We start from the raw sequence: 26277 nt of genomic DNA, 5'->3' as shown, positions 1-26277 counted from the left end.
TCTTTTACTTTTATCTTTTAGTTTTTATCTTTTAACTTTTATCTTCCAAGGGGGTAGTTTTTTCATTTTCAATTTTCAATTCTCCATTTTCAATTTCTAAACAGGTGTTTGAACTGGTGTGAATAGAGTTTCGACAGGCCTTGTCGGTTGTCGATGGCGTCACCCACGACGATCATGGTGGTGAGGGTGAGGTTGTTCTCTTTCACGATCTTCGCCAAGTCTTGCAATTCTCCCCGGTATATCCGCTCGTCTTTCCACGTGAGATGGTAGCAGGCGGCGACGGGGGTGGTTGGCGGGTAGTGTTGCATCAGTTCGGATTGCACTTGATCAACGATAGAGGCACTGAGAAAGATGCACATCGTGCTTTGCGAACGGGCCAGCAGGTGGAGTTTCTCTTTTTCCGGCATCGGGGTACGCCCTTCTCCGCGGGTAAGGATGATTGTCTGCACTTTTTCGGGGATGGTGAACTGTGACTGCAAGGCCGCTGCCGCTGCAAGGAAAGAGGATATACCCGGTGTGATGTGGTAATCCATGCCGTATTCGTCAAAGAAAGCCATCTGTTCCTGGATTGCACCGTAGATGCAGGGGTCCCCGGTGTGTAGGCGCACGATGAAGAGGCCCCGGTCATAGAATTCTTTCATGAGAGCGAATTGTTCTTCAAGGGTCATGTCGGCAGAACTGCGCACGGTGGCACCGGGTTTGGCGTAGTACGTGAGTTCCACGGGAACAAGACTACCGGCGTAGAGGATGAGGTCGGCTTGTTCGAGGAAGTGTTTGCCTTTAACGGAGATCAGTTCCGGGTCTCCGGGACCGGCCCCAACGATCTCGATGAATCCCCGGCGTTCGACAGCGCGATTCATGGCAACGGCAAAAGTGAAGTCATTGCCCTCGCTGAGTTTACCTTTCTGTTTTTCAAGGAGCAGACGGGTATTCCCGGTAGATTTCAGGGCGGCGGCCTCGGCAACGCTGGGGGAAGAAGTTACTTCACGTACTTTCTCCGAGGGGTTGGGAACGGTGATGTCCCGGAGTTCGTCGGGCGAGTACGAGTCCATTGAAAGTATTAAACTGTGAGTAAGAAGGTCGACAACAGGTTCATCCTTTTTGATGTCAATCGTCGCGAGGTTTGTGAGACTGGTCGGGGAGATTCCCGCCTCGATGAGACGTGCGGTGATATATTCCCGTACACCCGACGGGTCACAGTTTTCCCGACACCCAAAACCAAGGGAAAGCACGTGTGGGCGATAGTAGAGGGTGGGGATAACGACGGGGTAGATGAAGGGGCTGACGATGATCAAGGCCTCGTAACGCTTCTGGTCTATGTCCTGAAAGGAGTTGTAAATGTCAACGTGAGGCGGTGCGGTACGTTCGAGGTTCCGGGTTCCGCTATCTTGGATGTCTAGGAGTAGGGCCACGGGGCGACGGTTGACGAACTTGTAGATGATTTCATTCATCGGTCCGACGGGTTCCGGGATCCATCCCTCGAATCTTTCGTGAATGGTGTCAAGGGCCCAGAGGTCGTTGTTGTCGCTTTGGGTGGTGATGACGGGGTCGGCGCCGAGTATGGAGGAAAGTCGGCGGGTGAGTTCGTTGGCTCCCCCAACGTGACCGGAGAGGACGGAGATAACATGTTTGCCCGTGGAGTCGATGTTGACGACGGCGGGGTCCGTGTACTTGGAGTGGATGCAGGGGGCGATGGCCCGGACGCAGATGCCGAGAGCGCCGATGAAGACGAGACCTTCATAGCGGGTAAAGTTGGTGGCGACGAAGGCCGGGATGGAGTCGATGGAGGTACAGGGGTTTTCCTGTCCTTCGCCCGCGTAGAATAGTTCTGTTTCGGGAAGTTCCCGGTGTATGGTAAGGGCCTGTGCCAGTCCTTGATGGGAGGCTATGATAATGGCTATTTTTTTCATGGGATTATATTTTTAGTGCTTTCATGATTAATATGGGGTTGAAGCCGTTGATGGCCACGTGTTGGGAATCAACGACGTTGAGACCGTGACGGGTGACGGCGTTAGCGAATAGCTCGCAGCTTTCGGGGGTGACGGAGTTGAAGACGATAACGCCACGGTGAGGAAGTCGCGTGGAGATGCGCTGGACGATGGCGTCCAGTCGGCCGCCGTGACCGCCGATGAATACGGCGTCGGGGGCGGGGAGATCGTCTAGTTCAGCCTGCAGGAAGTCTCCGATGCGGGTGATGATGCCGGGCGTTCCGAAACGGGTGGCGTTGACTTCCATGAGACGTTCGCCTTCAGGGCGTTGCTCGAAAGCCACGACGTGCAGGTGAGGGAACTGGAGTTTTGCCTCGATGGAGACGGAGCCCGTGCAGAACCCGATGTCCCACAGGGTTTGATAACGACGAAGGTCCAGTTGTGCCAGCGTGAGCAGGCGGATCGGAGCTTTCGTGATCATGTTGACACGTCCGTCGAGCAGTTCGAAATCGCTTTCGGGAATGCCGAAATGCCGCTGCCGCTCGTACGTGCGGTAGAGAATGAGGCAGTTCGGGTGGCGGAAGGTGAGGGCCTTGGCATCATCGGGAACGAGGACGCGGACGGTTTCAGTGTCACTGCCGAGGGCCTCGCCGACGTACATGATGTAGTTGTCGTACCCGTAACGGAGCATACGTTCGGCGATGGTGGCCGGCGTGTGTTCCCGGTCGGTAAGCACGCCGATCTTTTCCTGTCCCTCGATGAGTGCCCGGTCGAACTCGTGCCACGGTCTCCCGGTGAGGGAAACGACGTGCATATCGTGGTAGGGAAGCAGGAGGCGGTGAGCCAATGTCTGCAAGGAGTTGAACGTGGGGATCAGGGTGATCTTGGCGTCGGGTAGACGTTTGAGCACGGTGTTGGCGAAACCGAAAAAGAGTGGGTCTCCGGAGGCGAAAACAACGATGTCCGGGTGGTTTTCGTACTGGCGGAACACGTCGTCCAGCGGGATGGTGATGTCGATCCAGAGGTGGGCCTCCGGCAGGTTGTCACGCATGATCTCGTGGTGCCTTTTCCCCCCGGAAAAAACGTGATGGGTGGCGATGGCCGCCCGGGCCTGTTCCGGTAATTCGGGATGATCTTTGTCGTCTATACCGATGATGGTGAAGTTATTCATTTTAGATTTAATGATTTTAGATTTTAGCCGGGATTCGCCTTTGGCGAGTTACAGGTTACAGGTTTCTTTTACTTTTATCTTTTAGTTTTTATCTTTAACCTTTCCAACTACCCCCTCTAACTCCCCCTTACACAGGGGGAGGACATACTACATTGAAACATTGAGGCGCTTTCTTGCGTTCGTTGCTCCCCCTGTGCAAGGGGGAGCCAGAGGGGGTAGTAGTCTTTTTCATTTTCAATTTTCAATTCTCCATTTTCAATTCCTCAAAGGTCTCTTCCCGGTCGTAGCTGTGCGGCGTCATCGAAACAAAGGATGGCGTTGACGAGGGTGGCGGCGAGGTTACTACCTCCCTTGCGCCCCTCTATAACGAGCTTGGGTAGACGGGTGAAAGATTTCAGCATATGTTTGGATTCCCGAACGTTGACAAAACCGACGGGCGCACCGATAACACCGATCGGATGGGCCTTATCCTGGCGCATGAGCTTGCATAGTTCCATGAGAGCCGTGGGGGCATTACCGAAAACGTAGAGTGCTTCGGGATGTTCTTCCACGGCAAGGCGTATGCCGGCTTGTGTGCGGGTGATTTTGAGACGGGATGCCATTTCTACCACACGAGGATCGTCGAGGTTGCATTTGACCTCAATGCCGAGGCGTTCGAGGGCTCCCTTGCGGATTCCGGAGGCTGCCATGGTGACGTCGGTTACTATCATGCGTACCTTGCCATCGTGCAGGGCAGTATGGAGTGTTTCCACGGCGTCATTGTCGGTGTAGAGAATGTTCTCCATATCGAAGTCGGCAGTGGTGTGGATGGCGTGTAACAACGCCCATTTACGGCCGAGGGGGATGTTTTTGTCCCTTAGTTCGGATTCGATGGTGCGGAAACTGCGCATCATGATTTCTTGCCCGATACCAACGTTTTCGGTACATTGTTCCCGGTAGTAACCGCGGGGAGTGATGATTTTGTCATTCCACGTGTAGGACTGAGAATTTCCAATGATTACGATCGTGAACATATCGATCTCTTCCGGGTCGAAATCATGTAGTGTCGTGATCTTAATTTCTTGTTCTTCACGTCCGGCTTGGCGGATGTAGCCGACAGAGGTTTCCGGTTCGCGGTATTTGAGAAATAGTTCTTTCAGGCGATAGAGTTGCCAGTAGCGTCCCTCGCTTTTGGGGTTGTAGACGGCGGTCACGAAATCGGCAGACGCGGCGGCTTCTATGCGACGCTCGATCTTTTCCCACGGGGTCATGAGATCGGAGAGGGAGATGATGCAAAAGTCATGCCCGATAGGGGCTCCCAGTAACGCGGCTCCTTTCTGGAAGGCGCTGATTCCGGGAAGGATTTCTACCTCAACATCACTCGCTTTATCCCGTTTCATTTCAAGAACGAGGGGTGCCATCCCGTATATTCCGGCATCTCCGGAGCTGACAACACAGACGGTGCGTCCCTGTTCGGCATACTCGAAGGCAAGGGCTGCCCGGTCTTTCTCTTTTTTCATCCCGGTATCGATGCACTCCGTTTCAGGGCGGACGATGGATCGGATGAAGTTAAAGTAATATTTGTAACCCACCACAACGTCCGATTGCATGATGGCTGTCCGTACGGCTGGGGTAATGTCTTCCTCGCTACCCGGCCCGATGCCGGCGACATATATTTTTCCGTGTTTCATAAATAAAGACGTTATTTCGAGCAAAGTTACGATTTAGTTTGTAAAGTTTATAAGGTTTGTAAAGTTTATAAAGTGCCGGGCGTCCTTCGGATGGAGTTTTGGGCTGTCCCAAAAGGTACCTGCGGGGAGACACTACTTTATGAACCTTATAAACTTTACGAACTTTATAAACCTGTTTTTGAGGTATTTCACCGAAAGTACGATTCCCGTGAAGGAGACAACAGCACCGCCAAGGAGAAGGGTCCAAATGACCACGGTCCATAGTGCGGGGCGCTCGACGAGAAATTTGATGTCAAGGGTGTGAAGACCACGGTAAAGCCAGCGTTTCCAGCGTCCGTTGGTGTCGTAGTGAACGGGGCGGAAAGATTCAAGGTTATAGTAATAACAATCCTTCGCCTTGTTGTCGAACGTGACCTTGTAGACGGGGAGCGGTAGAGGACGACGACGGGATATATAGTAGTTGTCGTACTCGTTCATCTTGGTGATGGAGTAGGTGGTTGAGTCCCCGGCGAGACGTTTGACGGCAGCAAGTATCATCTCTTCCGTGATGCGGAAAGGACGAATCGTGTCAATGGAGGCGTCCAAAGTCACTTCCTTGCTGACCGTGCGGAGACGATAGAGGGGAATACCTTGGTAGTGGGTCCACTCGATGGTTTTGACAGGATCATCCGACGTGGCTGTGAGTGCGATGGCTTTTCGATAGTCCAAGGCATAGTCGGCAGGTGATGGGGCTTGTCTTTCGGCCGGGCTTTGGCGGAATCCGCGGGAGTCCTGTTTGCCAAAGAGCCACGAGGGAAGCGGGGCCATGGACATATAGCCGCTCAGTATCCACGTGAAGACAAATATACCGAAAAAGAAACCCGTGATGTGGTGCCATTTGAACCACTGTTTCTTGTATGGAGAGCGGAGAAAGCCTTTTCGGCGAGCGAGCCAGTAGGAACGTATGCCGAGAACGAATCCGGTAAAACACATGAACATTCCGAGATAACATGCCCAGTACATGAATTGTGTCCATAAGTTCTGGTTACCTCGGATAACGGTGAAATACACCCAATGGGGAATGGCCCCACACCATGCCCAGAAACGATTGTCGGAATCGGTAAACTGCAGGATATTGGCGGTTCGGGAAGAGACGTAAAGCTGGTACTTTTCCGGACCGTCGAAGTAGAATTTGTAGATGGGAAATTCCCGCTTGTAGTGGGCGAGGGGTATCCACTGGTCGAGGGTGCGTAAGGTATCCACCCGGGTAATCTTTCGATCGGCACACCAGCGAGCAGCCCGGTTTTCACAGAGTGCGTCGTTAATAATGGGAGCCACGACATTAGTGTCTGCGTATAACTCAACGCTTTGGCGTCCCCCTCCTATACTGAATACGGGATCTCCATAAGGGTTGTTCAGAGAGAGGCTGTGGGTTGGCGTTTTGGCAGGGAGACGGAGTAACACGTCTTGGATAGCGGGCAAGCCATTCGTATCAAGAATTTCCGCACGAGTGAACCGATCTTCTTGGCTTACACGAGGAAAGGAGTGGTAGATCATCACGATTCCGGATATGAACCATGAAAAGCACAGGATACAGAGAATTAATCCCAGTATCCGGTGGATATGGATAAACAATTTGGTTAACATGGGCGGGTTAGTCTATATCGTCTGTTTTCTCGTATTTCTTTTTCTTCACGGTGATGTCTTCCCGTTGGTGTTTGGTGGCGAATTTCACGTGTTGGATGAAAAGTTCCTGTATGGCGGGATATTCTCCCAGTCCTTTGAGCAGGACGTTTACTTTATAGCCTTTCTTTTCCAGTTCGTCTTTCCAGTCCCCGGCGATGTCATTTTTGGCATGGTCTCCGGCTACGAACATAAAAGGAACAAGTGTTATTTCTTTTGCCTTATTCGCTTCGAGTTCGCGGATTACATCATCCATCGTGGGGTAACCTTCGATCGTTCCCACGTGGTAGTTCTTGTGTCCTTGGGCTTTCATCACGTAGTCGAGCATCCCGTAGGTTGAGTTTGCCGGGTGGTAGGTCCCGTGGCACACGAAGACGCAATCCCCTTTTTCCTTGTCCTTGATTGATGCGGCAATCGCTTTTACCACGGCTTGGTAATCCTCGGGAGAATGAAGAAGAGCTGTCCCTAAGCGAATGTCTTTGAACTTCGTTTGGTATGATGCAACTTCTTTTTGCAGGGCTTCCATTTCAATTCCTTCGATGATGTTCGTGGGTTGAAGGATCAAGTGGGTATAGCCGTCGGCAATCAGTTTGTTCATGGCTTCCGTCGGGTTGGGTTTGGTTATTCCTTTTTCTTTCAGACGGCGCATGATCATGCGGGAAGTGTAGGCTTCACGTACTTCCACTCCGGGGAATGTTTGTGCCACTTTTTTGTTGATGGCATCGATGGTCAAGGCTCGGGTATCATCGTGAGTTGTACCGAAGTGCACCATGAGAATGGCTACTTTGTCATTAGGACCGAGGGTCTTGAATATATCGGAATGTTTGAAACCACCGCCACCGTGGGCTAATACATTAAGACTGATAAAGAGGGATAGTATGATGATAATTGTTTTCATTATTTTTTAAATCTAATAGTTAAACTTGCAAAGAATGTTCTTCCCGGACTTAATGTTCCGAGATTAGAGCCGTAAGGCAGGTTCTGGGAATAGTCGAACAGGTTCTCGATTCCCGCGTTGATTTCGAAAAGGAACATACCCACGGGAGAGAAAGAGTGGTTCGTCGTCAGATTCCAGATTTGGTACTTGGGGGCGTCAATCTCTTGGGCTTTCACGAATTTTTTGCCTTGAATTCGTCCGTTTAGGTTCACGTTAAGACGATAGTTTGTCCATTCGTGCATGTAATTCGCCTTGACGGTTGCCGAGTGACGGATGCTTTCTTCCAAACGAATTTTGGTTTTCCTATCCCGGGCATCCACGTAGCTATATCCACCACCTAGAGAAAATCCCGCACCGAGGTAGCTGTTAACGGAAATATCAACTCCTTGTGTCCGGGCTTTGTCCAGATTCTCGTAAGTTTCTCGGGAAGTGACCTTGTTGGCTTCGTCTTCCGGTGTTAGGGGTAATTTCTTTGACTCTATAACGTTACGGAGGTCATTGATATACCCGTTTACGGAGATGTTACAGTACTTTCCCGCATATTCCGTGTTGAAAGCGTAGTAATTCGATTTCTCCGGTTTCAGATCGGGGTTCCCGATAACGACGGTTAATTTTCCTTTCTTGGCAGATTCCTTATAATAATAGAGGTCCGTCAACAAGGGAGCCTTGAATCCGGCTGCGTACGAGAGCCTGAAGTTGAAATTTCCTAGGCTGTACATGGCTGAAAGTTTGGGCGTAAACTGATTCTTGAATGCCTCGTGGTAGATGTAACGGAAACCGGGTACTAATTGGAGTTTTTTGAAAAGACGAATTTCGTCTTGTGCATAAAGAGCCAGCGTATAGACATCTTTACTCTCCGCCAGATCGGTGGGATTCTTTAAGTAGTCCTTGATGTACTCGGTTCCAATGGAAATTTTGTTGTACTTACCGATCTTGAATACTCCTTTTAGGTTGGCAGATAAGTAGCGTTGACGTTTGGTCAGGATTTCATCTCCAACGTGGGTGGTAGTGTCGCCCTTGGACTCGATGGCACGGGTGTATACTTTGTAGTACTCGTAGTTGTTGGCGTTGACATCCAAGCTAATATAAGCGGAATTACCAAACAGATATTTTCCCCCCAATCCCACGGCGTAGTTCTCGTATGACATATCATAGTCGAATCCGGAAAGGTCTTTAGCATCCTTGTTCACGGGACGGTCGAGTTCTTTGGTAAAGTAACTTCCTTCCACGTACAAGTTCAGATTTTTTGATGGATCGAAGGCAAAACGTTGGTTCACGATGTCCGAGTGAAATTTATCAGACACTTTGCGACGGGTAGGTACACTATCTTCTGTGATATTACTGAGTTGCCAGCCGTCAGATTGGCGCCTTTGATAAGAGGTTGAGGACGAGAATTTGCCAGCGTTGATGTCCGCGTTGACGTTCTCGATAAAACTGCCCTTGCCTCCTAATCGGGTCGTGGACACGATGTTCAGGGCGTCATGCGGCTGATCTGTGATAATGTTGATCACTCCCGCAATAGCGTCCGATCCGTAGAGGGAGGAGGCTGCACCTTTAAGGACTTCGATTCGTTTTACCCTACCCATGTCGATTCGGGAGAGGTCAACGTAACCGGAAATATCTCCGGTCATTTTCTTCCCGTTCACGAGAACAAGGATATAATCTCCTTTCATTCCGTTAAGGGTCATGTTTGTACCCATAGCTGTTGGTCGGAAACTAAACGAGGGATTTAGCATCACGAGGGCATCCTCGATGGTGGAGATTCCGCCTTTTTTGATGTCCGAGGCTGTCATGACCTCGACGGGGACTGGCGAGTCCTTTAATTTTCGGTGAGTTCCCGTTCCCGAAACAACGACTTGATCGAGGTTGATCAGTGATGTTTTCAGTTGGAACAGAATGTCACTTTTGCTACTACTGACTTTTATGGAACTGACTTCGTAACCGGAGTAACTGGCCCGGAGCGTGTAGGTACCGTCGGGAACTTTTTCGAGGACGAATTCGCCCTTGTTGTTCGTGGCGATTCCGATGCTTGTTCCGACTAATCGTACATTGGCCCCGATAAGTGCTTTCCCGCTTTTTGCATCGATCACTTTCCCTCTCAACGTGATCTGCCCTAGCGAGACGCTTGCCAAAGTCAGCATGAATAATGTAGTCAGTACTACAATTCTTTTCATTCGGGTTAAGTTTTAAAGTTTATAATAGTATTCCTGGCCCCGAGAATACGCTATTACCTGTGTTTGTCTCGGCAGGTCTCCTGACTACGCCTAAGAAAGATACCTTCCCGTCCTTACGAACAGTGGTGTAAGAACCTTTCTTTGAATCTCCTCGTTAGGGAGAAACGGGCATCACAGTAGCGGGCACTGTACCGGATTCTAACCGGTTTCCCTCTTGTATGTTAATTGAGCATTAACACATCACCTAAGACGGCACAAATGTATATATTTTTTGACAAAAGGTTACGGTTGGATGAGAAAAATGATACCGGGAGAAGGTATAGAGATTCGTTAGGGACATTGTTGGAGTTTTTATTATAGGGATTGGTTGTCAGTTTGTTATGATGATTGAATTATGGAAATAAAAAAATCATGTTGAAAAAGTATAATATAAAAAAATATATTACATTCGCGCCATGTTTTGGTGCGAAGCCTTCGGTCATGGAGGTGATGCTTAATAGGGAATCCGGTGTGAATCCGGGACTGTACCCGCAGCTGTAAGTTCCTGTACAAGGGATTTTGTACTTCAAATGTCACTGGTTATAAACTGGGAAGGCAACAAAATCCGGAACAAGTCAGAAGACCTGCCGAACTAGATAAACCATAGCTTTCGGGAAAAAAAGCGAGAGGGAAAAAGATGGATTTTACCTTAAACTCATGTTGCCCAAAAGACTATGTTAATAATGCTTATTCATTATTAATATATAGTTGTATGAAAAAAGTTGTTGTATTAGCATTGTTGCTGTTTGTGTGCGTCGGTTCGCTTTTCGCTCAAGAGAACGATAAGCGAAAGAAAAAGAGTATCACGGACTCTTTATTCCGTATCGATCAGGTGGATGTGATGCAGAAAAAGAAGAGGATTGATTTGTTGGGATTGGATGTGCCTTTACGTTTCGTTCCGATAACGGTGAGCAAGTTGTCTAGCCAGATGCTTGACCGGAAGGGAATTGTTGATCTGATGGATGCCGTTAAGTTTTTGCCGGGAATTGTAGCGAAAGACAAGCAATACGGGCAGTTTCAACAGTTTTCTATTCGCGGACAGGGGAGTGCGGTTGTTATGATTGACGGGATTCGCGATGAGCGGACGTTGAATAATAACGTGCCTTACGGGGATTTGGCTGCCGTGGAGTCTATCGAATTGTTGAAAGGACCCGCCGCTATTTTGGCCGGACATTCGGCTATGGGCGGAGTGTTGAATATCGTGCGCAAGAAAGCGTCTCCCGATTTTTCGGCCAACGCTCGTATCAGTTATGGTAGCTGGGATGAGAGACGGGCTACTCTTGGTTTCGGGGGAAAACTTGTGGGACCTCTCGAATATCGTGCCAATATCAATTATTCAACGGGTGACGGATGGCGTGAGGTGAATGCAAATCGTTTTTCCGTGTATGGTGTTTTGGGAGCTGATTTAGGAAAGTGGGGACGTATTGATGTGACCGGTAGTTATGCCGATGATGATTACACGACCGAGATCGGGGCTGCACCCGTTATGCCCGGTGATATGTTCTACGTGGACGGAGACAAACCGTACGCGCTGAAGGGGGATCGCCACCCGGAGGCGGATTACCGCGAGGTTTATAATGACTTTGCCAATAATTACATGAAACGGAAAGTATGGGATATGTCTGTGTCATACGTTTACCAGATCACGGATTGGATGAAGTTGAAAGAACGTTTTTCCTATTTCCACAGTGATTTGGATTATCATTGTATTGAGGGGCTTTCTTATCGTACCTCTAAGGATCCGATATATAAATGGTATTATTATAAGTCAGAAGACGAGAAGGTGTATGTTGACTTGGATACGGTTCAACGAGGAAATGCTGCCCGTCAGAATCCGTTGAATTTTAACCCGGACCACAAAAACGTGAATAATACGATCGAGTTGACCGGGAAGTTCGAGACAGGTTCCGTGTTACATAACTACACGTTGGGATGGACGTACAATTGTTTTGATTTCGCCCAGTATAACGGTTATGGAGATGACGATTTGTGGGGGCCCGGTTTGGATGCACTTTTGCCTGTGCGGGACCCGCATATCGTGCAAGGATGGTGGGACACGAAAGTTTCAGCCGTTTCTCTGCGCACGGAGAGAACGCATGGAATTTATTTGCATGACGTGATCGAATTCAATGATAAATGGAAGATGATGGCCTCGGGACGTGTGGATTTGTATAGCCGGAAAACATCAAGTGCTACGATTGATGACGGGAAACAGAAATATGAAACGAAGAACAGGAAAGAATGGAAAGAGGTGGAGACCTCGGCATTCACGTATCGGGTGGGTGTCGTGTATTTCCCTATGCCTGAATTGTCATTCTACGGTTCTATTTCTTCTTATTTCAATCCTGTAACCACAACATATAGTCCTACCGTGATGTATTTGGACCGCAAGGGTAACGAGTTCAATCCTGACGAGGATGGGGGCGAAGTGTTCAAGCCGGAAAAAGGGTATTCCACGGAAGTCGGTGTACGTTACACCTTGAACGAGATGGTGGATATTAACGCGAGTGTATTTTATATTCGTAAGTATAATATCGTGAAGAGTCTGGGTGACACGACTGTATTGGTGGATGGTGTTGCTACCGAGAAGAGTATTCGGGGACAAGTCGGAAGAGCCGACTCGCGAGGTTTTGACATTGAGGTGGTTGTTCGTCCGTTACCGACTTTACAAGTTACGGGAGGTCTCGGTTGGTCGGACTATCGTTTGCGGGAAATTGCCGAGAGCGGACGTTTCTCTAAATATAAGGAACAGAATAAAAATGTTCGTGCCACGGGTGTGCCTCGTACGACATTCTACGCTTATGCCGATTACACGATACCACGCGGGGTGCTAAAGAATTTGTCATTCCATTTAAGTGGGAATTTCAAGGATAAGGTGTTCCGGAATATAGATAACCGGTTGTACGATCCGGCCTTGTGGTTGATGGATGCGGGTATTTTCTACACGATCAAGAATCACGTAACACTGGCATTGAACATTAACAACTTGTTTGACAAGGAATATTTCGAGAGAACCACGATCATGGCGAAACCCCGGAATTATCAGGCATCGGTTTCCTATACTTTTTAATTAAAGAAAGGGAATTTGAAAGAAGTCAAGGAGGATGTCAAACTCCCTCCCCCTTTGGGGTATTGAGCCTGTAAGCAGTCTCGAATCGGCTCTCGCTCGACAGACAACGAGTAAACTCTCAGTCTGTTCTCGCTTACTCGCCGATTTCCCTCTATAAACAGAGGGAGAGCTGAAATACTCCCTGTTTTTGGGAAGAATCACCAGCTCCTCCTCTGTTTATAGAGGAGGTGGCCGAAGGTCGGAGGAGTTTATTTTGTAATAGAGAGAACTGTTCAGGCAGTTCTCTTTTTGTTATTGGCTAACGTAAATATATTCAGCTTGTCAGCTTGTTTTGCGGTTCTTTTTATACTTTTGCAGGCAGACAATTAAATCACAATCAATATAAAAGATATGAAGAGAACAGCATTTATTTTATTCGCCCTCGTTTTCGGAGGGTACATGATGGCCTATGCGCAGCAGAATACGACTGTACAGGACACGACAAAGCCTGTAGGCTACCAGTTTACTGATATCAAGAGATTGCCCGCTACGTCCGTGAAGGATCAGTATCGTGCCGGGACTTGTTGGTCATGGTCAACGTCCTCTTTCCTAGAGTCGGAAATGATGCGAATGGGGAAAGATTCAGTGAATTTGTCGGCCATGTATTTCGTGAAACACGCTTATTCGGATAAGGCGGATAAATATGTTCGCTTGCACGGGGTGTTGAATTTTGCGGTGGGAGGAGCCTCTTCGGATGTGACGAATATGGCGAAGAAATATGGGATTGTGCCTCTTGAGGTGTATCAAGGATTGAATTACGGGGAACCGAGTCATGTTTTCGGAGAGATTGATGCTGTTTTGAAAGCTTACGTGCAAGCGGTAGTGGAAAATAACAACAAGCGGTTGAGTACGGCGTGGAAACGGGGATTCGATGCTATTCTGGATACTTATCTCGGACCGGAGCCGGAGAAGTTTGAATATCAAGGAAAAGAATATACACCGCAGACTTTCGCTAAAGAGGTGGTTGGCTTAAACATGGATGACTATGTGAATTTAACCTCTTTCACGCACCATCCTTTCTACACGGAGTTCGCTATTGAGGTTGAGGATAACTGGTCTTGGGATAAGGCTTATAATCTTCCGTTGGAAGAGTTGATGCAAGTGATGGATTATGCTATTGATAACGGTTATACTTTCGTTTGGGGTGCTGACGTGAGCGAGAAAGGATTTGCCACGAAGGATGCAGGGGTTGCCGTGATTCCGGCAACGGACACGAAGGAGATGAGCGGTGCGGAAATTGCTAAATGGGAAAAGTTGCCGAAGGGACAGCAGATGATGGATGCTTTCAAGCAAGGTCCGGCTCCCGAAAAGACGATCACGCAGGAGATGAGACAGGAAGAGTTCGATCGTTACCTGACAACGGACGACCACGGAATGCATATCATTGGTAAAGCAAAAGATCAGAACGGAACTCCTTATTTCATCGTGAAGAATTCTTGGAATAAGTATAACAAATTCGGAGGGTATTTCTACGCATCTTATCCTTATATGGCTTTGAAGACAATGGATATTATGGTTCACAAGAACGCTATCCCGAAGGCGATAAGGAAGAAATTGGGAATCTAAGAATTTTAGATTTAATGATTTTAGATTTAATGATTTTAGATTTTAGATTTTAGATTCCAGCCGCACGAGGCTGACGCTTTTTGAGACACGATCATCAAGAAACTCCTCCGTCACTTCGTGCCACCTCCTCTATAAACAGAGGAGGAGCTGGTGACTTTCCCCGAAGAAAGGAAGTATTTCAACTCTCCCTCTGTTTATAGAGGGAGTACCCCGAAGGGGGGAGGGAGTTTGAGAAATGACTTTTTGAACAGCCTCGGAGGGGTAGTTAAAAAGTCAGCCTTGTGCGGCTGGAATCTAAAATTTAAAATTTAAAATCTAAAATTAGTAAGTTGTTTCGTGCGTGGCATACACGCTATCCAGTAGTTGGCGTCCGAGACAGGGGCGATAATGGGAGCCTTCGTAGTAATTCCGGATGTTATTTGTGTACTTGTTGATGCCGGAAAAGTCATAAACGTTTTCAGCTCCGAATATTTCTTTCAGTTGCTCCACGTCCGCCGGGTTCAGACGTATTTGTTTGTATTCCGGGCTAATGATGATTTTGTACCTCGTGTGGTGATCCTGGAATACTTTTGCGATTTCCGATAACAGTTTGATTTGTGGTTTCATCAGTACCGGAGGGTGAACCCGTTCTTCCCCGGGACGGGGGCGGAATCTCTTTTTATGTTTTTCCCAGTAATGTTCACCGAGTTGTTCTATCTCGTGTTCCCGCGGGTTCCACAAGTCGTTTGTGACAACATTGCGGATGTTTTTGTCGGGATTCACGATTCCTCTCATGTAATTGCGGTAGCGTCGGCATACCCGGTAATCCATGTAGGGAACCAGAAATTTTGGGTTGAAGAATTCTTGTGCGAACTGAGATTGGAACTTGAATTTATTCATCCCGCTGACTTCCGGGGGAAGTAGGTGCATGTAGCCCGTGGATAACTGATATTCTCGCAATAGGGTGGCATCGACGATGAGCAAAACATTTGCAATATGCTCCTCTTCCTTGTCAAGAGTCATCACTTTCCGGTGGATGGCAGCTAGTCGTTCTGCTGTTCCGTATAACCGGATGGCCTTGCTCCCGTTGAGGTATTTCTCCCAGTCGGAGGTTAGAAATGCCATCGTGCAGGAATTCCCTAGGATGAAGGAATCGAAGTGTAAGGAATCCCGGAAATTCTTATATGTCTTCCAACCGATGTAATCTTCGTTCAGGAAGATCGGATCGTTGTCATATTTTTTGTACTCACGCAGGACTTTGAAGGGATCATCGTAAAAGTAGATCCCCGCGAAGACAAAGAAGGGAACAAGAAAAAGCACGCATTTTATTATAAATCCTTTGAAAGTTCTCATGGCTAAAACTGTAAATAAATGAAATCTTCAGATCCGAATTGTCCGAATAGGAACATGAGTAGTACGAGCAGGTAGTAGACCCCCCAGCGTATGATTCTGTGACGCTCGCTCAAGGCTTGTAACAGGTCCCGTTTCGACATAAAGTATTCGTATAGGAACAGTACTACGACGGCAACCCCGGCAACGATACATTCTTGGTCGGTCATCCCTAGTCGCAGTTCTTTAATCGAGGTGTGCAGGTTGAAAGAGAAGTGACTGATCATGTACCCGGCATCGGATAACGAGGGCAGACGGAAAAATAGTAGGGAGAACGCGAAGAGCAGGTAGGTCCGGAGGATAGAGTAAGCCCCGAACACGTGTTTCCCCACGCTTGTTTCCACTTTATTCCGGTAGGCCACGGTCACCATCTCGTAGCTGATGATAAGTCCTTGGATTAACCCGTATATCACATAGTTCCAACCAGCCCCGTGCCATACGCCGAGTAACACGAAGGTGACCACAAGAGCGTAGACGATGCCCCACTGTCCCCAATATCGTTTACTTGCCGCGATGGGTTGGTAAAGGTAATCCCTGACCCAGAAGGAGAGGGACATATGCCAGCGGCGCCAAAAGTCGGTGATTGTCTTTGCCACGAACGGACGATTAAAGTTCGGAGACAGACGATAACCGAATATCATGGCCCCACCGATAGCCATATCCGTGTAACCGGAGAAATCGGCATAAAGCTCGATCGGATACAGTAACCCGGCCAGTAATAGCTGTGCCCCGGAAGCATCTTGTACGGAGGCAAATATATTATCCAGATGCGGAGCCAGCCGGTCGGCGATCAGGACTTTTTTCATCAAACCGATCAGCATGAGTTTCAGACCGTAGGTAACCGTGTCGTAGTCGAAACGTTTCTCGATTTTCAACTGCGGGAGCATATCGAAGGCCCGTTCGATCGGTCCGGAAAGGAATTTCATGAAAAATAGCATATAGAGCATGAAGTCCGGTAGTGAGCGTTCGGGTTCTTCCTCTTCCCAGTAGACATCAATAAGATAGCCGAGTGCTTGGAAGGTATAGAACGAGATTCCCAACGGGAAGAAAACAGAGGTGATGGCTCCTTTCCAGTCCACGCCGAACCAACCGAGTAGTACGGCAATGTTTTCCCCGATGAAATTGAGGTACTTGAATGCCACGAGGAACAGGACGAGAAAGACTATTCCCCCGACGAAGACTCTCCGGCGTTTGTTTTCCTGTTCCTGCATCCCGATCCAGCGCCCCCAGTAGAAGGTTATTGCCGCAATGAGTGCGGCTATCAGTAGGTATGCGATGTTGAAATAACCGACAAAGATGCAACTGGTTAGTAACAGGACCGGTTTCTGGTAGCTGCCTTTTACCGTGTAATATAGGATCAGGCAACAAGTAAACAGAATGACAAACGGTAGAGAGAGAAACATCATAGGCTACTTCTTTTTAGCTTGGATGGATGCGCACAGGTCACCCACGTGTTTGAATTTCAGTATTTCACGCAGGCCGAAACGAATGTTGTAATGTTTTTCGATGGCCGTGATGAGGCGCATATTCGTCAGAGAATCCCAGCCGTCCACGTCTTTTGCTGTGGTCTCGGGAGTTAACGTGATGTTTTCGTTTTTTAGAATGTCACGAAAAATCGTGTCCAGTTCGTGTAAGATTTCTTCGGTTTCCATAGTTTTTTATATTAATGTCGTTAATGCTTTCCGGTCAATTTTTCCACTGGTGTTTAACGGGAATTCTTCTAAAAAGTGAACTTCGGTCGGTAACATATAGACGGGTAAGTGTTCCTTCAGGTAATGGAGCAAAGCGTCCCGTTCGTGGGGAGTTGTCCCGACGAACAAGTGCAATTGACATCCCCCGTCATCCTCTTTCTTGGGAACGACGACGGCATTGGTCTCGTTCGGGAAGAATTTCTTTGTCCGGTATTCGATCTCGCTGAGTTCAACCCGGAAACCCTGCACTTTAACTTGGTAGTCCTTACGTCCGCGATAGATGATGTCCCCGTCCGGATCGACAGAACAGAGGTCGCCTGTTTTATAGTACACTTTCCCGTTGAAACGGGCGAATGCCTGTCGGGATTTATCCTCATCCTGCCAATAGCCTCGCATGACTTGTTCTCCGCTTACCCATAATTCTCCTTGTTCTCCGGTCTGCACGGGTATTTCCTTCTCGTCCATAATCAGGGTGTCGATTCCGGTGAAGGGGTGGCCGATGGCGATCATCCCGTTGTGTTGCTTGCAACCTTCGGGAGGAATCCGGTAAGCCGTACAATAAATTGTGGCTTCCGTGGGACCGTACAGGTTTACGAACTCCGCATTGGGGGCGCAGGCCCTGAAACGTTGGAGAAGATCGGCATTTGCTGCTTCTGCCGTCACGATAAGGTATTTGAGTTTTGGAACGTGAATCTCGTCAAAGTAAGGGGACAGGAATTGTAACAGGGAGGGAGGCATGGCCACGAAAGTCAGTTCCTCATCTTCCATCAATTCGTATACTCTCATGTATTTCAACTTGCTTGTTCCCACCGTGTAAACGCTGGCTCCGAGGGTTAACGGGTAGAGGGTGGACACGACCGAAACGTCGAATGTCAGTTCAAACATTTGCAACATCCGGTCTGTCGGCCCAAGTTGCCAGCCCAGTTGATGGTAGGCAGCATAGAATGCGTTCAAGTTTTTCCGGCTGATCGGGACTCCTTTGGGAATCCCGGTACTTCCGGAGGTGAAAATGATGTAGGCATTCTTGTTTGTATCTTGCGTTTGCTCTCCTGTTAGATGGTCTGTATTTTCATCCCGTAGCTCTAATGTTGAAATACATTTGATCTCGTTGGAGAGGCCTTGCCGCGTACCGGATTCGTGACCGTATAATACCTGTTTCATTCCGGTGGATTCCACAATGGTCCTGTTCCGACTGTCCGGGTAATTGGGATGGAGGATTACGTAAGTTTTTTCGGCCAATAAAACAGCTAGAATAGAGGCATACGTTTCAATGCAATCTTCCGCAATGATTCCGATAATGTCTTCCGGGCAATCCTGCACGAAGGGTATAATTCCTTGCACTCGGGCAAATACCTCCTGATAGGTGTAAGAGGTATCATCAATAACAAAAGCCACATGATCCGGGTAATTTCTGTAAGCCCGGACGATGTCTTTAATCATGTCCATTTCCTTCATAAATCATTCCTTTATACCTGAGGCCCGCTCCCGGCGTCCATTCCGAGAGTTTACCAATGTTGCAACCGCCTCAAATATCGTAACGCTACAAAAATAGGCTTTTATTAGAAACATCCAATGTTATTATACTTTTATTATTTAGAGAAGTTTTATCTTTGTGTGTAAATACTGAAAGAAATGAAACAGAAACCATTCATCATGATCGGGGCGGCAGGTTCCGGTAGCGGGAAGACGACATTCACGTTAGGTCTGTTACGATTGCTACGGAATCGGGGAATGAAGGTACAACCTTTTAAGTGCGGGCCGGATTATATAGACACGAAACATCATGCCATGGCTGCAGGAGAGGAATCCGTGAATCTGGATACTTATATGGCATCGGCGGTGCATGTGCGGGAACTGTACGCCCGCTATGGAGCAGCGAGTGATGTCTGCGTGACGGAAGGGGTGATGGGGTTGTTTGATGGGTACGATGGGATGAAGGGAAGTAGTGCGGAGATTGCCGAGTTAATCGGTATTCCCGTCGTGTTGGTACTTAATGCGAAATCCACGGCCTATACGGTGGCTCCGGTGTTGTATGGTTTTAAACACTTCTATCCGGGAATCCGGGTTGTCGGGGTCGTGTTTAACTTCGTGGCATCGGTAGCGCATTATGCTTATTTGCAACAGGCTTGTGCGGATGCCGGAGTGGAGGCATTGGGGTATATCCCAAAGGATGAAAGTATTGTTATCCCGTCCCGTCATTTGGGGTTGTCGATTGATGAGACGTTTTGTTTTGATACATTTGCGGATCGGGTGGCAGAGGTGATTGACAAAACCGTGAATGTCGATCGTTTACTGGAACTCTGTACGGTGGAATTTTCCGGTGAACAGACGGAAGATGTCGTTTGTTCCGGGAACAGGAAGATCGCTATTGCCCGGGATGAGGCTTTTAATTTCATGTACCGGGAGAACGTGGAGGCATTGAAACGAGCCGGGGAGGTGGTGTTTTTTAGTCCTCTGCGTGATAAAAGTCTTCCGGAGGCCGATATGGTCTATTTCCCCGGAGGGTACCCGGAACTACATTTGGCGGAGTTGGCGGCTAACGAGGGAATGAGACAGTCTGTCCGGAAGTATTGCGAAACCGGAGGGCGGGTGTTGGCAGAATGTGGTGGGATGATGTATTTGTGTGACACGATTACAGGTGACGACGGGAAGGTTTACCCCATGGTAGGCGTGTTGAAACAAGGGGCGACGATGGAACAGATGAAATTGAAATTGGGCTACCGGGAAGTTCGTGTAAACGGTCAACGTATTCGGGGGCATGAGTTTCACTATTCCCGAATATTGCCTACGAATGAGAAAATACCTGTGATTGGTACGATATATAATGCCAAGGATATGGTGGTTGATACTCCGGTATATACCTATAAAAATGTGTTGGCAAGTTATATTCATTTTTACTGGGGAGAGTGTGGAATGGATCATTTTTTAATGTTAATGAGTCAAAAATGACAAAATGTCTTAAGCTATATTTTTAATGACATAATTTTGGAATGGCATATAATTTGTTCGTTCTTCAAACGATTTGGAAGAATGAATATCAAATTTTAAATAAACAATTATGTTGAGCGAAAATTTAGTAAAGGCGTTTAATGCTCAGATTAATGCTGAGATGTGGTCATCCAATTTGTATTTGTCAATGTCCGTGTATTTTGCACAGAATGGTTACGACGGAATGGCATCATGGATGAGAGCGCAATCAAAAGAGGAATTGGATCATGCTTATGAAATGATTGATTTCGTGATCAAACGGAACGGAAATGTAGAAATCGGTCAGATCAACGTGGTACCGACAGCATGGGGTTCTGTTTTGGAAGTATTCGAGCATGTTTATCAACACGAGTGTCATGTTTCTAAATTGATTGATGATTTATTGGATGTAGCTATCAAGGAAAATGATAAAGCTGCCCAGAATTTTATCAATGAGTTCGTAGATGAGCAAGTGGAAGAAGAGTCTACTGCACAGACTATTGTTGATAGAATCAAGATGATGAACGGTCATAACTTGATTTATCTGGATGATAAATTAGGAGAACGGAAATAAATTAGTTCGAAAAAGAACGGGGCTGTCTAAAAAGTCATTTTTCAAACTCCCTCCCCCCTTCGGGGTACTCCCTCTATAAACAGAGGGAGAGTTGAAATACTCCCTGTTTTTGGGAAGAGTCACCAGCTCCTCCTCTGTTTATAGAGGAGGTGGCACGAAGTGACGGAGGAGTTTTTTGAAATAAAATAACTTTTTGAACACCCCCGTCCTTTTTATATCAATGGTATGAAAGCAAGGCAAATAAGGATTATCGTAATCAGGCATACCGATTGATTGATGCGGGCGGCACGTTTGTAATCCCTAATCGATAATTCCCTGTCGTTCGTTCCGATGTAAGGCTTTTCCACGAGTATTCCGTGATAAATGTTCGGTCCCCCGAAGCGGCAATCGAGTATTCCGGCCATAGCGGATTCCGGGTAGCCGGAATTGGGGCTGGCATGTTGGCGGGCGTATTTTCGGATGAAAGAAAAGATTCCTTTCCGGTAGCCGGACAAGGCGATTAGAAGTGCCGTTAGCCGGGCTGGAATATAATTCAGTACATCATCCAGGTGAGCTGAACAGCACCCGAAATCTTTGTAACGTGCATCCTTGTACCCGATCATGGAATCGAGCGTGTTTACCATTTTATAAGCCATCATGGCAGGAAATCCTCCCAGTGCATAGAAAAACAGGGGAGCGACCACTCCATCGCTCAAATTCTCTGCCATGGTTTCCAATACGGCGGTATATATCTTTTTGGGGGAGAGTTGACTGGTGTCTCTACCGACAATCCACGACAGGCGTTTTCGTCCGGCGTCCAATCCTTGTTCTTCAAGAGTTCGAATAACCTCTCCACCTTCTTGTATAAGACTGTGGTTCGCCAATCCGTAGAAAACGAACACGGAGGCGACGCAGTAATACGCGAAGGGATGGAGCATCCAGCTTCCCCAGGCGAGAAGTCCCCCTAAGAAAAGGGTGGAAAGTGGCAGGATAATGGCAACCAGGCACCCGTTTCGTTTCTTGTGTTCCCCTTTGTTAAAGTGACGTTCACACCACCCGATGATGTTTCCAAAGGCTACGATCGGGTGAGGTAATTTCCGGGGATCTCCAAAAATGAGATCGAGAAGATACCCGATGATGAGAGGAACGATGACGATTGAAAATGAGAGCATAACAACCAATTATAAATCATTGATGGATAATAACCTCAACGCTCGGAGTAGCATCTGGTTTTTTTCATCCGAGAGCGTGTTTACCCGGAAGTAATGTTCGTCCAGACCTCTGAAGTTCGAGGCGTCCCGTATCAGAATCCCGAATTGTTTCAATAGTTCCTGTTTTAACACGTGGGATTTATGAATCGTGTGAATGAGGAAAAACGAGGTTTCCGAGGGGACGGGAGAGTAACCGGGAAGTTCATCGAAAGCGCGGACAAAATTTTCCTTACGTTTGAGCAACCTGTCCGTGTCGGGTAGGAGGTACTTCCCGTTTTGCAGTAGGAATTTTCCGATCTCGATGGCTAGTGCATTCACGTTCCACGGGTGGGTGAAGCGTTTGATCCGGTCTATCAGTTTTTCGCTGCCCAACATATAGCCTAAGCGTAATCCGGGGATGGCATAACTTTTCGTCATGGAATGAATGACCAGTAGATTAGGGTAACTGGCTAATAACGGTTCGGATGGCTGTGCCGTGGGGGCAAAGTCAATGAACGATTCGTCCACGACAAGCGTCATTTGAGGGTATTGCTGTAAAATATTTTCGATCTCTTCCAGTTTCCACACGTGTCCATTGGGATTGTTGGGATTACAGATAAACATCAAGTCTGCGGGGCCTGCCTGAAAGTCTTTTATGGGTACGAATATCTGTTGGTGCCTGTAAAGAGTACAAGCATCTTCGTATTCTGAAAAAGAGGGAATGGGAAGGATGGTTTTACTCCCTTCGAAAGCGTGTGCGATCAAGTAAAACAGTTCAGTGGCACCGTTTCCGGCAATCACGTTTTGCGGTTGCAGGTTGTGGAACCGGGCAACTTCCCGCACGAATGATTCGGCGGCAGGCTCCGGGTAATGGAATATTTTGTCGATTTGGGTGATCAGCATGGAACGGAGAATATCCGTGTCCGCGTCATACCATACGTTGGTGGAGAAATTAGCTTTTATTTCCGTGTTTGATTTGTATATGTCATCTCCGTGTCCGTTCAGCATATTACTTGGTTTTAAGGGTGGAATAAATGTATGGCAGATCAACGTGTGCGCGTACGTGATCGGCCAGTTTGTTATATTGTTGATCTTTGAAATCGGTATAATTGAAAGTAGTGGGGGTTGCTTGGGTCAGTCCTTCTGCCAGTTCGTTGAGGACGATGTCATTGTCTAAAATTCCGTGGAGGTAACTACCCCAGCATCTTTCGTTTAAGATATAGCCGTCCGTCCGTCCGTCGTGTAAACGGTTCAAGGGAGATTCCGAAGCCCCGTCCAACAAGGTTGTTCGGCCCATGTGAATCTCGTACCCCTTGCAGGTTTCCGGGTGATTCCGGAAGGTGAATTGGTCTTGGCGGGTGACTTTTTCAGGTTCCATGATCGTGACAAGAGGAAGGATGCCCAGGCCGGGAATGGCGGTCATGTCCCCCTCTATCTGATCCGGGTCCTCGATCCGGGCACCCATCATCTGGTATCCCCCGCAAATACCGATCACTTTTTTACCTTCCTTGTGAGCCCGGATGACTGCCTCCGCGATACCGTTTGCCCGGATGTTTCGCAGATCGGAGATTGTGTTTTTCGTTCCCGGTAGAATGATGATGTCGGCTTTACCAATTTCTTCCACGTTATTCGTGTAGTAAGCATGGAATCGTTCGTCTCGTTCCAGCACGCTGAAGTCCGTGAAATTGGAAAGGCGTTTCAGAAGTACGATGGCCACGTTAATCTTGCCGCTCCCGGCTTTGGTGTTTTTGGTTTCCAGTGAGACGGAGTCTTCTTCTTCAATATAAATGTCCTTGAAATAGGGAATCACGCCGACAACAGGTATACCCGTGAGGTCGTGGATGATCTTTCTTCCCTCGTCGAAAAGGGATATGTCCCCTCTGAATTTGTTGATGATAATTCCTTTAATCAATTTTCTTTCTTCCTCTGAAAGCAAGGCGATGGAACCGTAGACGGAGGCAAACACTCCCCCCCGGTCGATGTCCGCCACCAGATACGTGGCGGCATTTGTGCGCAATGCCATCCGCATATTCGTAATGTCTCTTTCCCGCAAGTTGATTTCCGAGATGCTCCCGGCTCCTTCCAGCACGATGGGAGAGTAGCGGGCTTGCAGACGTTCATAGGCAGCGTATGCTTGGTTGAATAATTCGGCCTTGTTGTTGGACATGAAGTATTCTCTGGCAGACATATTCCCGACCGGTTTTCCGTTGAGTACGACCTGCGAGCATTGTTCGTTCGTGGGTTTTAGCAGGACAGGATTCATGTCGCTTTCCGGGGCAATGCCACATGCCTCGGCCTGTACCGCTTGCGCCCGTCCGATTTCCAGCCCGTTGGGAGTGGAATATGAATTTAGCGACATATTTTGCGCCTTGAAGGGGGCCGGGTGGTAACCATCTTGTTTGAAAATTCGGCAAAACGCCGTGTTGATGATGCTTTTACCCGCATCCGAGCAGGTCCCGACAAACATGATTGAACGAAGAAAAGACATTTATATTTTAGATTTAATGATTTTAGATTTTAGATTCCAGCCGCACAAGGCGAACGCTATTCATTGATTCTTTTTTTTGTAAAGGAACGCTTTCCATCTCTCTTCTTCTGCACCTTGCTGGTCCATTTCCCAGCGGGCCATGGTAAACAGTAGGTCCGAGAGGCGATTCACGAATCGCAGGATAAGCGGGGGTACCTCGTCTGTCTTGTTTAGGGTACACAATCTTCTTTCTGCCCGGCGGGCGATCGTGCGGGCCACGTGGCATTGGGCTGAAATCAGCGTTCCGCCCGGCAGGATAAAATGGGTGGACGGGTGTTGCATCTCGCTGTTCATGCGGTCGATTTGTTGTTCGCAATACCGGTCTATATCTTCCGGTAGGATGTTCTGGTTTTGTTCCCGGATGTTTGAGGGAGTTGCCACTTGTGACATGACTATCATTAACGTTCGCTGTATGTATGCCAGAATTTCTTGCCGTTCATCCTTCTCGTCCAGTAAGGCTCGAATGACACCTAGTGTGGCATTCAGCTCGTCAAGGGTCCCGTTTGTTTCAATACGAATATCATCTTTATCCACCCGGCTCCCGCCGAATATTCCTGTTGTTCCTTTGTCCCCGCCTTTCGTGTATATTCTCATGTTAGTTGAAAATTGGGTTATACTGTTTGGTTGTCGTCCACTAACGTAAAACGTAGGCAACTTGTGTTTTCCATGATAGGAAGGTCGATCATGTCAATAGCCTTTTTCCCGTTGAGGTATGCGATAATTGCCCGGTTGAATGCTCCGTGTCCAATGGCCACTACCCGTTGGCCGGAGAAATTCTTTTTTAAATAGGCAATGAAATCAATAGCTCTTTGGAAGAGAGCATCTAGGGATTCCACGCTGGGAGGCAGGTTGGTCCAGTCCACGTCATCCAAGCGCTTACCCGTGTATATGCCCCAGTCCATTTCCCGCAGGAGGGGAGTTTGGTGAGGAGTCAGCCCATGTTTCCGGGCGACGGCGACCGCCGTGTTATAACTTCGGGCCAGATCACTGGAAACAATGTTGTCAATCGTTTCCTCTTGGAGCATCTCCGCCAGTCTCTCGGCTTGGGCTATCCCCAATGGAGATAAGGTCCCGGGAAGTTGGCCCTGGAGTATATGTTGTTGATTTTCTAATGTTTCCCCGTGTCGGGATAATATGAGTTCCATCATCACTTCTTTTTAGACTTCTAACTCACAAAGTTAGTAAACAATTTTGAATCTTTAGAGTATTTGTCGGGGTGCTTGATTGTTTTTGCGTGTGGCGTGGTATTATGGGAGATTCTTCCTAAATTTGTTGTCAAAAGGTATGATAGGGATGAAGAATAAACGGTTGAAATATTTGTTGTTAACCCTTTTCGTGGTTATACTGGGATTACTTTCCCGGAAAATGAGTGCTTGCACGCTTGATTTTGTAAAATTATACCTAGGGGATGTCTTGTGGGCCATGATGGTGTATTTCGGATGTCGTTTCTTGTTCGTGAATGCTAAGAAAAGGGTGGCTTGCGTGTTGGCATTGGCCTTTTCCTACTTGATCGAGATCAGCCAATTGTATCATGCTCCTTGGATTGACGCCATCCGGGAGACCACGTTAGGAGCTTTGGTCTTGGGATTCGGTTTTTTGTGGAGTGATATTCTGTGTTATACCGTGGGTGTTTTGCTGGGAATCATCGTGGATGGCTTGCTGGGATGGAGCCGGAAATAAAGTTGTAGATTTTTCGGGCGATTACTTTGTATTTCTTGAAAAAAC

Annotated in this window: 20 protein-coding genes and 2 riboswitches; of the genes, 5 read left to right on the top strand and 15 right to left on the bottom strand. The window is 47.9% G+C overall.

What is annotated here, in order from left to right; genetic code table 11:
- Positions 1–89 precede the first annotated feature (89 nt).
- From cobM to I2I33_RS04630, 6 genes are all read right to left on the bottom strand, one after another.
- Positions 90–1910 (bottom strand): precorrin-4 C(11)-methyltransferase, encoded by a 1821-nt coding sequence (gene cobM / locus I2I33_RS04655; protein WP_087419653.1) that lies wholly within the window; start codon positions 1908–1910, stop codon positions 90–92.
- 4 nt (positions 1911–1914) lie between these two features.
- A complete protein-coding gene (gene cbiE / locus I2I33_RS04650; RefSeq protein WP_087419654.1) occupies positions 1915–3099 on the bottom strand; it encodes a precorrin-6y C5,15-methyltransferase (decarboxylating) subunit CbiE in 1185 nt (394 codons plus the stop codon).
- A 263-nt stretch (positions 3100–3362) separates the two neighbouring features.
- Positions 3363–4769, bottom strand: coding sequence for a precorrin-3B C(17)-methyltransferase (gene cobJ / locus I2I33_RS04645; protein WP_087419655.1), 1407 nt, complete (start codon positions 4767–4769; stop codon positions 3363–3365).
- A 132-nt stretch (positions 4770–4901) separates the two neighbouring features.
- Positions 4902–6395 (bottom strand): PepSY domain-containing protein, encoded by a 1494-nt coding sequence (locus tag I2I33_RS04640; protein ID WP_087419656.1) that lies wholly within the window; start codon positions 6393–6395, stop codon positions 4902–4904.
- 7 nt (positions 6396–6402) lie between these two features.
- A complete protein-coding gene (locus I2I33_RS04635) occupies positions 6403–7329 on the bottom strand; it encodes a sirohydrochlorin cobaltochelatase (protein WP_087419657.1) in 927 nt (308 codons plus the stop codon).
- Positions 7329–9542 carry a TonB-dependent receptor gene (locus I2I33_RS04630; RefSeq protein WP_087419658.1) on the bottom strand — a complete coding sequence of 738 codons (2214 nt, stop codon included), beginning with the start codon at positions 9540–9542 and terminating at the stop codon, positions 7329–7331. Before I2I33_RS04630 ends, I2I33_RS04635 begins: the two co-directional genes overlap by 1 nt.
- Before the next feature lie 52 nt (positions 9543–9594).
- Positions 9595–9805: riboswitch (cobalamin riboswitch) on the bottom strand.
- Between the two features lie 181 nt (positions 9806–9986).
- A riboswitch (cobalamin riboswitch) is annotated at positions 9987–10188 on the top strand.
- Between the two features lie 105 nt (positions 10189–10293).
- Between I2I33_RS04630 and I2I33_RS04625 the strand changes: the two genes are divergently transcribed.
- Together I2I33_RS04625 and I2I33_RS04620 are read left to right on the top strand one after the other, a co-directional pair.
- The gene (locus tag I2I33_RS04625; protein ID WP_087419793.1) at positions 10294–12651 is read left to right on the top strand and encodes a TonB-dependent receptor; all 2358 of its coding nucleotides are present in this window, start codon (positions 10294–10296) and stop codon (positions 12649–12651) included.
- A 390-nt stretch (positions 12652–13041) separates the two neighbouring features.
- Positions 13042–14256, top strand: coding sequence for an aminopeptidase C (locus I2I33_RS04620; protein WP_087419659.1), 1215 nt, complete (start codon positions 13042–13044; stop codon positions 14254–14256).
- A 321-nt stretch (positions 14257–14577) separates the two neighbouring features.
- Here I2I33_RS04620 and I2I33_RS04615 read toward each other — a convergent pair whose 3' ends face one another.
- Genes I2I33_RS04615 through I2I33_RS04600 form a run of 4 tightly spaced genes read right to left on the bottom strand, consistent with a single transcriptional unit; the run spans position 14578 to position 18770 of the window.
- A complete protein-coding gene (locus I2I33_RS04615) occupies positions 14578–15588 on the bottom strand; it encodes a histidine kinase (RefSeq protein WP_195666741.1) in 1011 nt (336 codons plus the stop codon).
- Between the two features lie 2 nt (positions 15589–15590).
- Positions 15591–17030 carry an MBOAT family O-acyltransferase gene (locus tag I2I33_RS04610; RefSeq protein WP_087419661.1) on the bottom strand — a complete coding sequence of 480 codons (1440 nt, stop codon included), beginning with the start codon at positions 17028–17030 and terminating at the stop codon, positions 15591–15593.
- A gap of 3 nt (positions 17031–17033) precedes the next feature.
- Positions 17034–17276 carry an acyl carrier protein gene (locus tag I2I33_RS04605; protein ID WP_087419662.1) on the bottom strand — a complete coding sequence of 81 codons (243 nt, stop codon included), beginning with the start codon at positions 17274–17276 and terminating at the stop codon, positions 17034–17036.
- 6 nt (positions 17277–17282) lie between these two features.
- Positions 17283–18770 (bottom strand): amino acid adenylation domain-containing protein, encoded by a 1488-nt coding sequence (locus I2I33_RS04600; protein ID WP_087419663.1) that lies wholly within the window; start codon positions 18768–18770, stop codon positions 17283–17285.
- A 177-nt stretch (positions 18771–18947) separates the two neighbouring features.
- On the opposite strand from I2I33_RS04600, the gene I2I33_RS04595 reads away from it, so the two are divergent.
- Complete coding sequence (locus tag I2I33_RS04595; protein ID WP_087419664.1) at positions 18948–20264, top strand: cobyrinate a,c-diamide synthase; 1317 nt, start codon at positions 18948–18950, stop codon at positions 20262–20264.
- Positions 20265–20373: 109 nt separating this feature from the next.
- Positions 20374–20856 (top strand): ferritin, encoded by a 483-nt coding sequence (locus I2I33_RS04590; protein WP_087419665.1) that lies wholly within the window; start codon positions 20374–20376, stop codon positions 20854–20856.
- A 212-nt stretch (positions 20857–21068) separates the two neighbouring features.
- On the opposite strand, the gene cbiB is transcribed toward I2I33_RS04590, so the two are convergent.
- Genes cbiB through I2I33_RS04565 form a run of 5 tightly spaced genes read right to left on the bottom strand, consistent with a single transcriptional unit; the run spans position 21069 to position 25700 of the window.
- A complete protein-coding gene (gene cbiB, locus I2I33_RS04585; RefSeq protein WP_087419666.1) occupies positions 21069–22007 on the bottom strand; it encodes an adenosylcobinamide-phosphate synthase CbiB in 939 nt (312 codons plus the stop codon).
- Positions 22008–22016: 9 nt separating this feature from the next.
- Complete coding sequence (locus I2I33_RS04580) at positions 22017–23033, bottom strand: pyridoxal phosphate-dependent aminotransferase (protein WP_087419667.1); 1017 nt, start codon at positions 23031–23033, stop codon at positions 22017–22019.
- Between the two features lies 1 nt (position 23034).
- Positions 23035–24513, bottom strand: a complete 1479-nt coding sequence (locus I2I33_RS04575; protein WP_087419668.1) for a cobyric acid synthase — start codon at positions 24511–24513, stop codon at positions 23035–23037.
- Between the two features lie 60 nt (positions 24514–24573).
- Positions 24574–25146, bottom strand: coding sequence for a cob(I)yrinic acid a,c-diamide adenosyltransferase (locus I2I33_RS04570; protein WP_087419669.1), 573 nt, complete (start codon positions 25144–25146; stop codon positions 24574–24576).
- Positions 25147–25163: 17 nt separating this feature from the next.
- On the bottom strand, positions 25164–25700 hold the full coding sequence (locus tag I2I33_RS04565; RefSeq protein ID WP_087419670.1) for a histidine phosphatase family protein: 537 nt from the start codon (positions 25698–25700) through the stop codon (positions 25164–25166).
- Positions 25701–25845: 145 nt separating this feature from the next.
- On the opposite strand from I2I33_RS04565, the gene I2I33_RS04560 reads away from it, so the two are divergent.
- A complete protein-coding gene (locus I2I33_RS04560) occupies positions 25846–26232 on the top strand; it encodes a DUF2809 domain-containing protein (protein WP_087419794.1) in 387 nt (128 codons plus the stop codon).
- Positions 26233–26277 lie beyond the last annotated feature (45 nt).

The organism is Butyricimonas sp. BSD2780061689_150309_C8 (genome assembly GCF_015560935.1).
GTDB lineage: Bacteria > Bacteroidota > Bacteroidia > Bacteroidales > Marinifilaceae > Butyricimonas > Butyricimonas paravirosa.
Note: the sequence above shows the minus strand (reverse complement) of the source record. Positions and strands in the feature narration are given on the sequence as shown.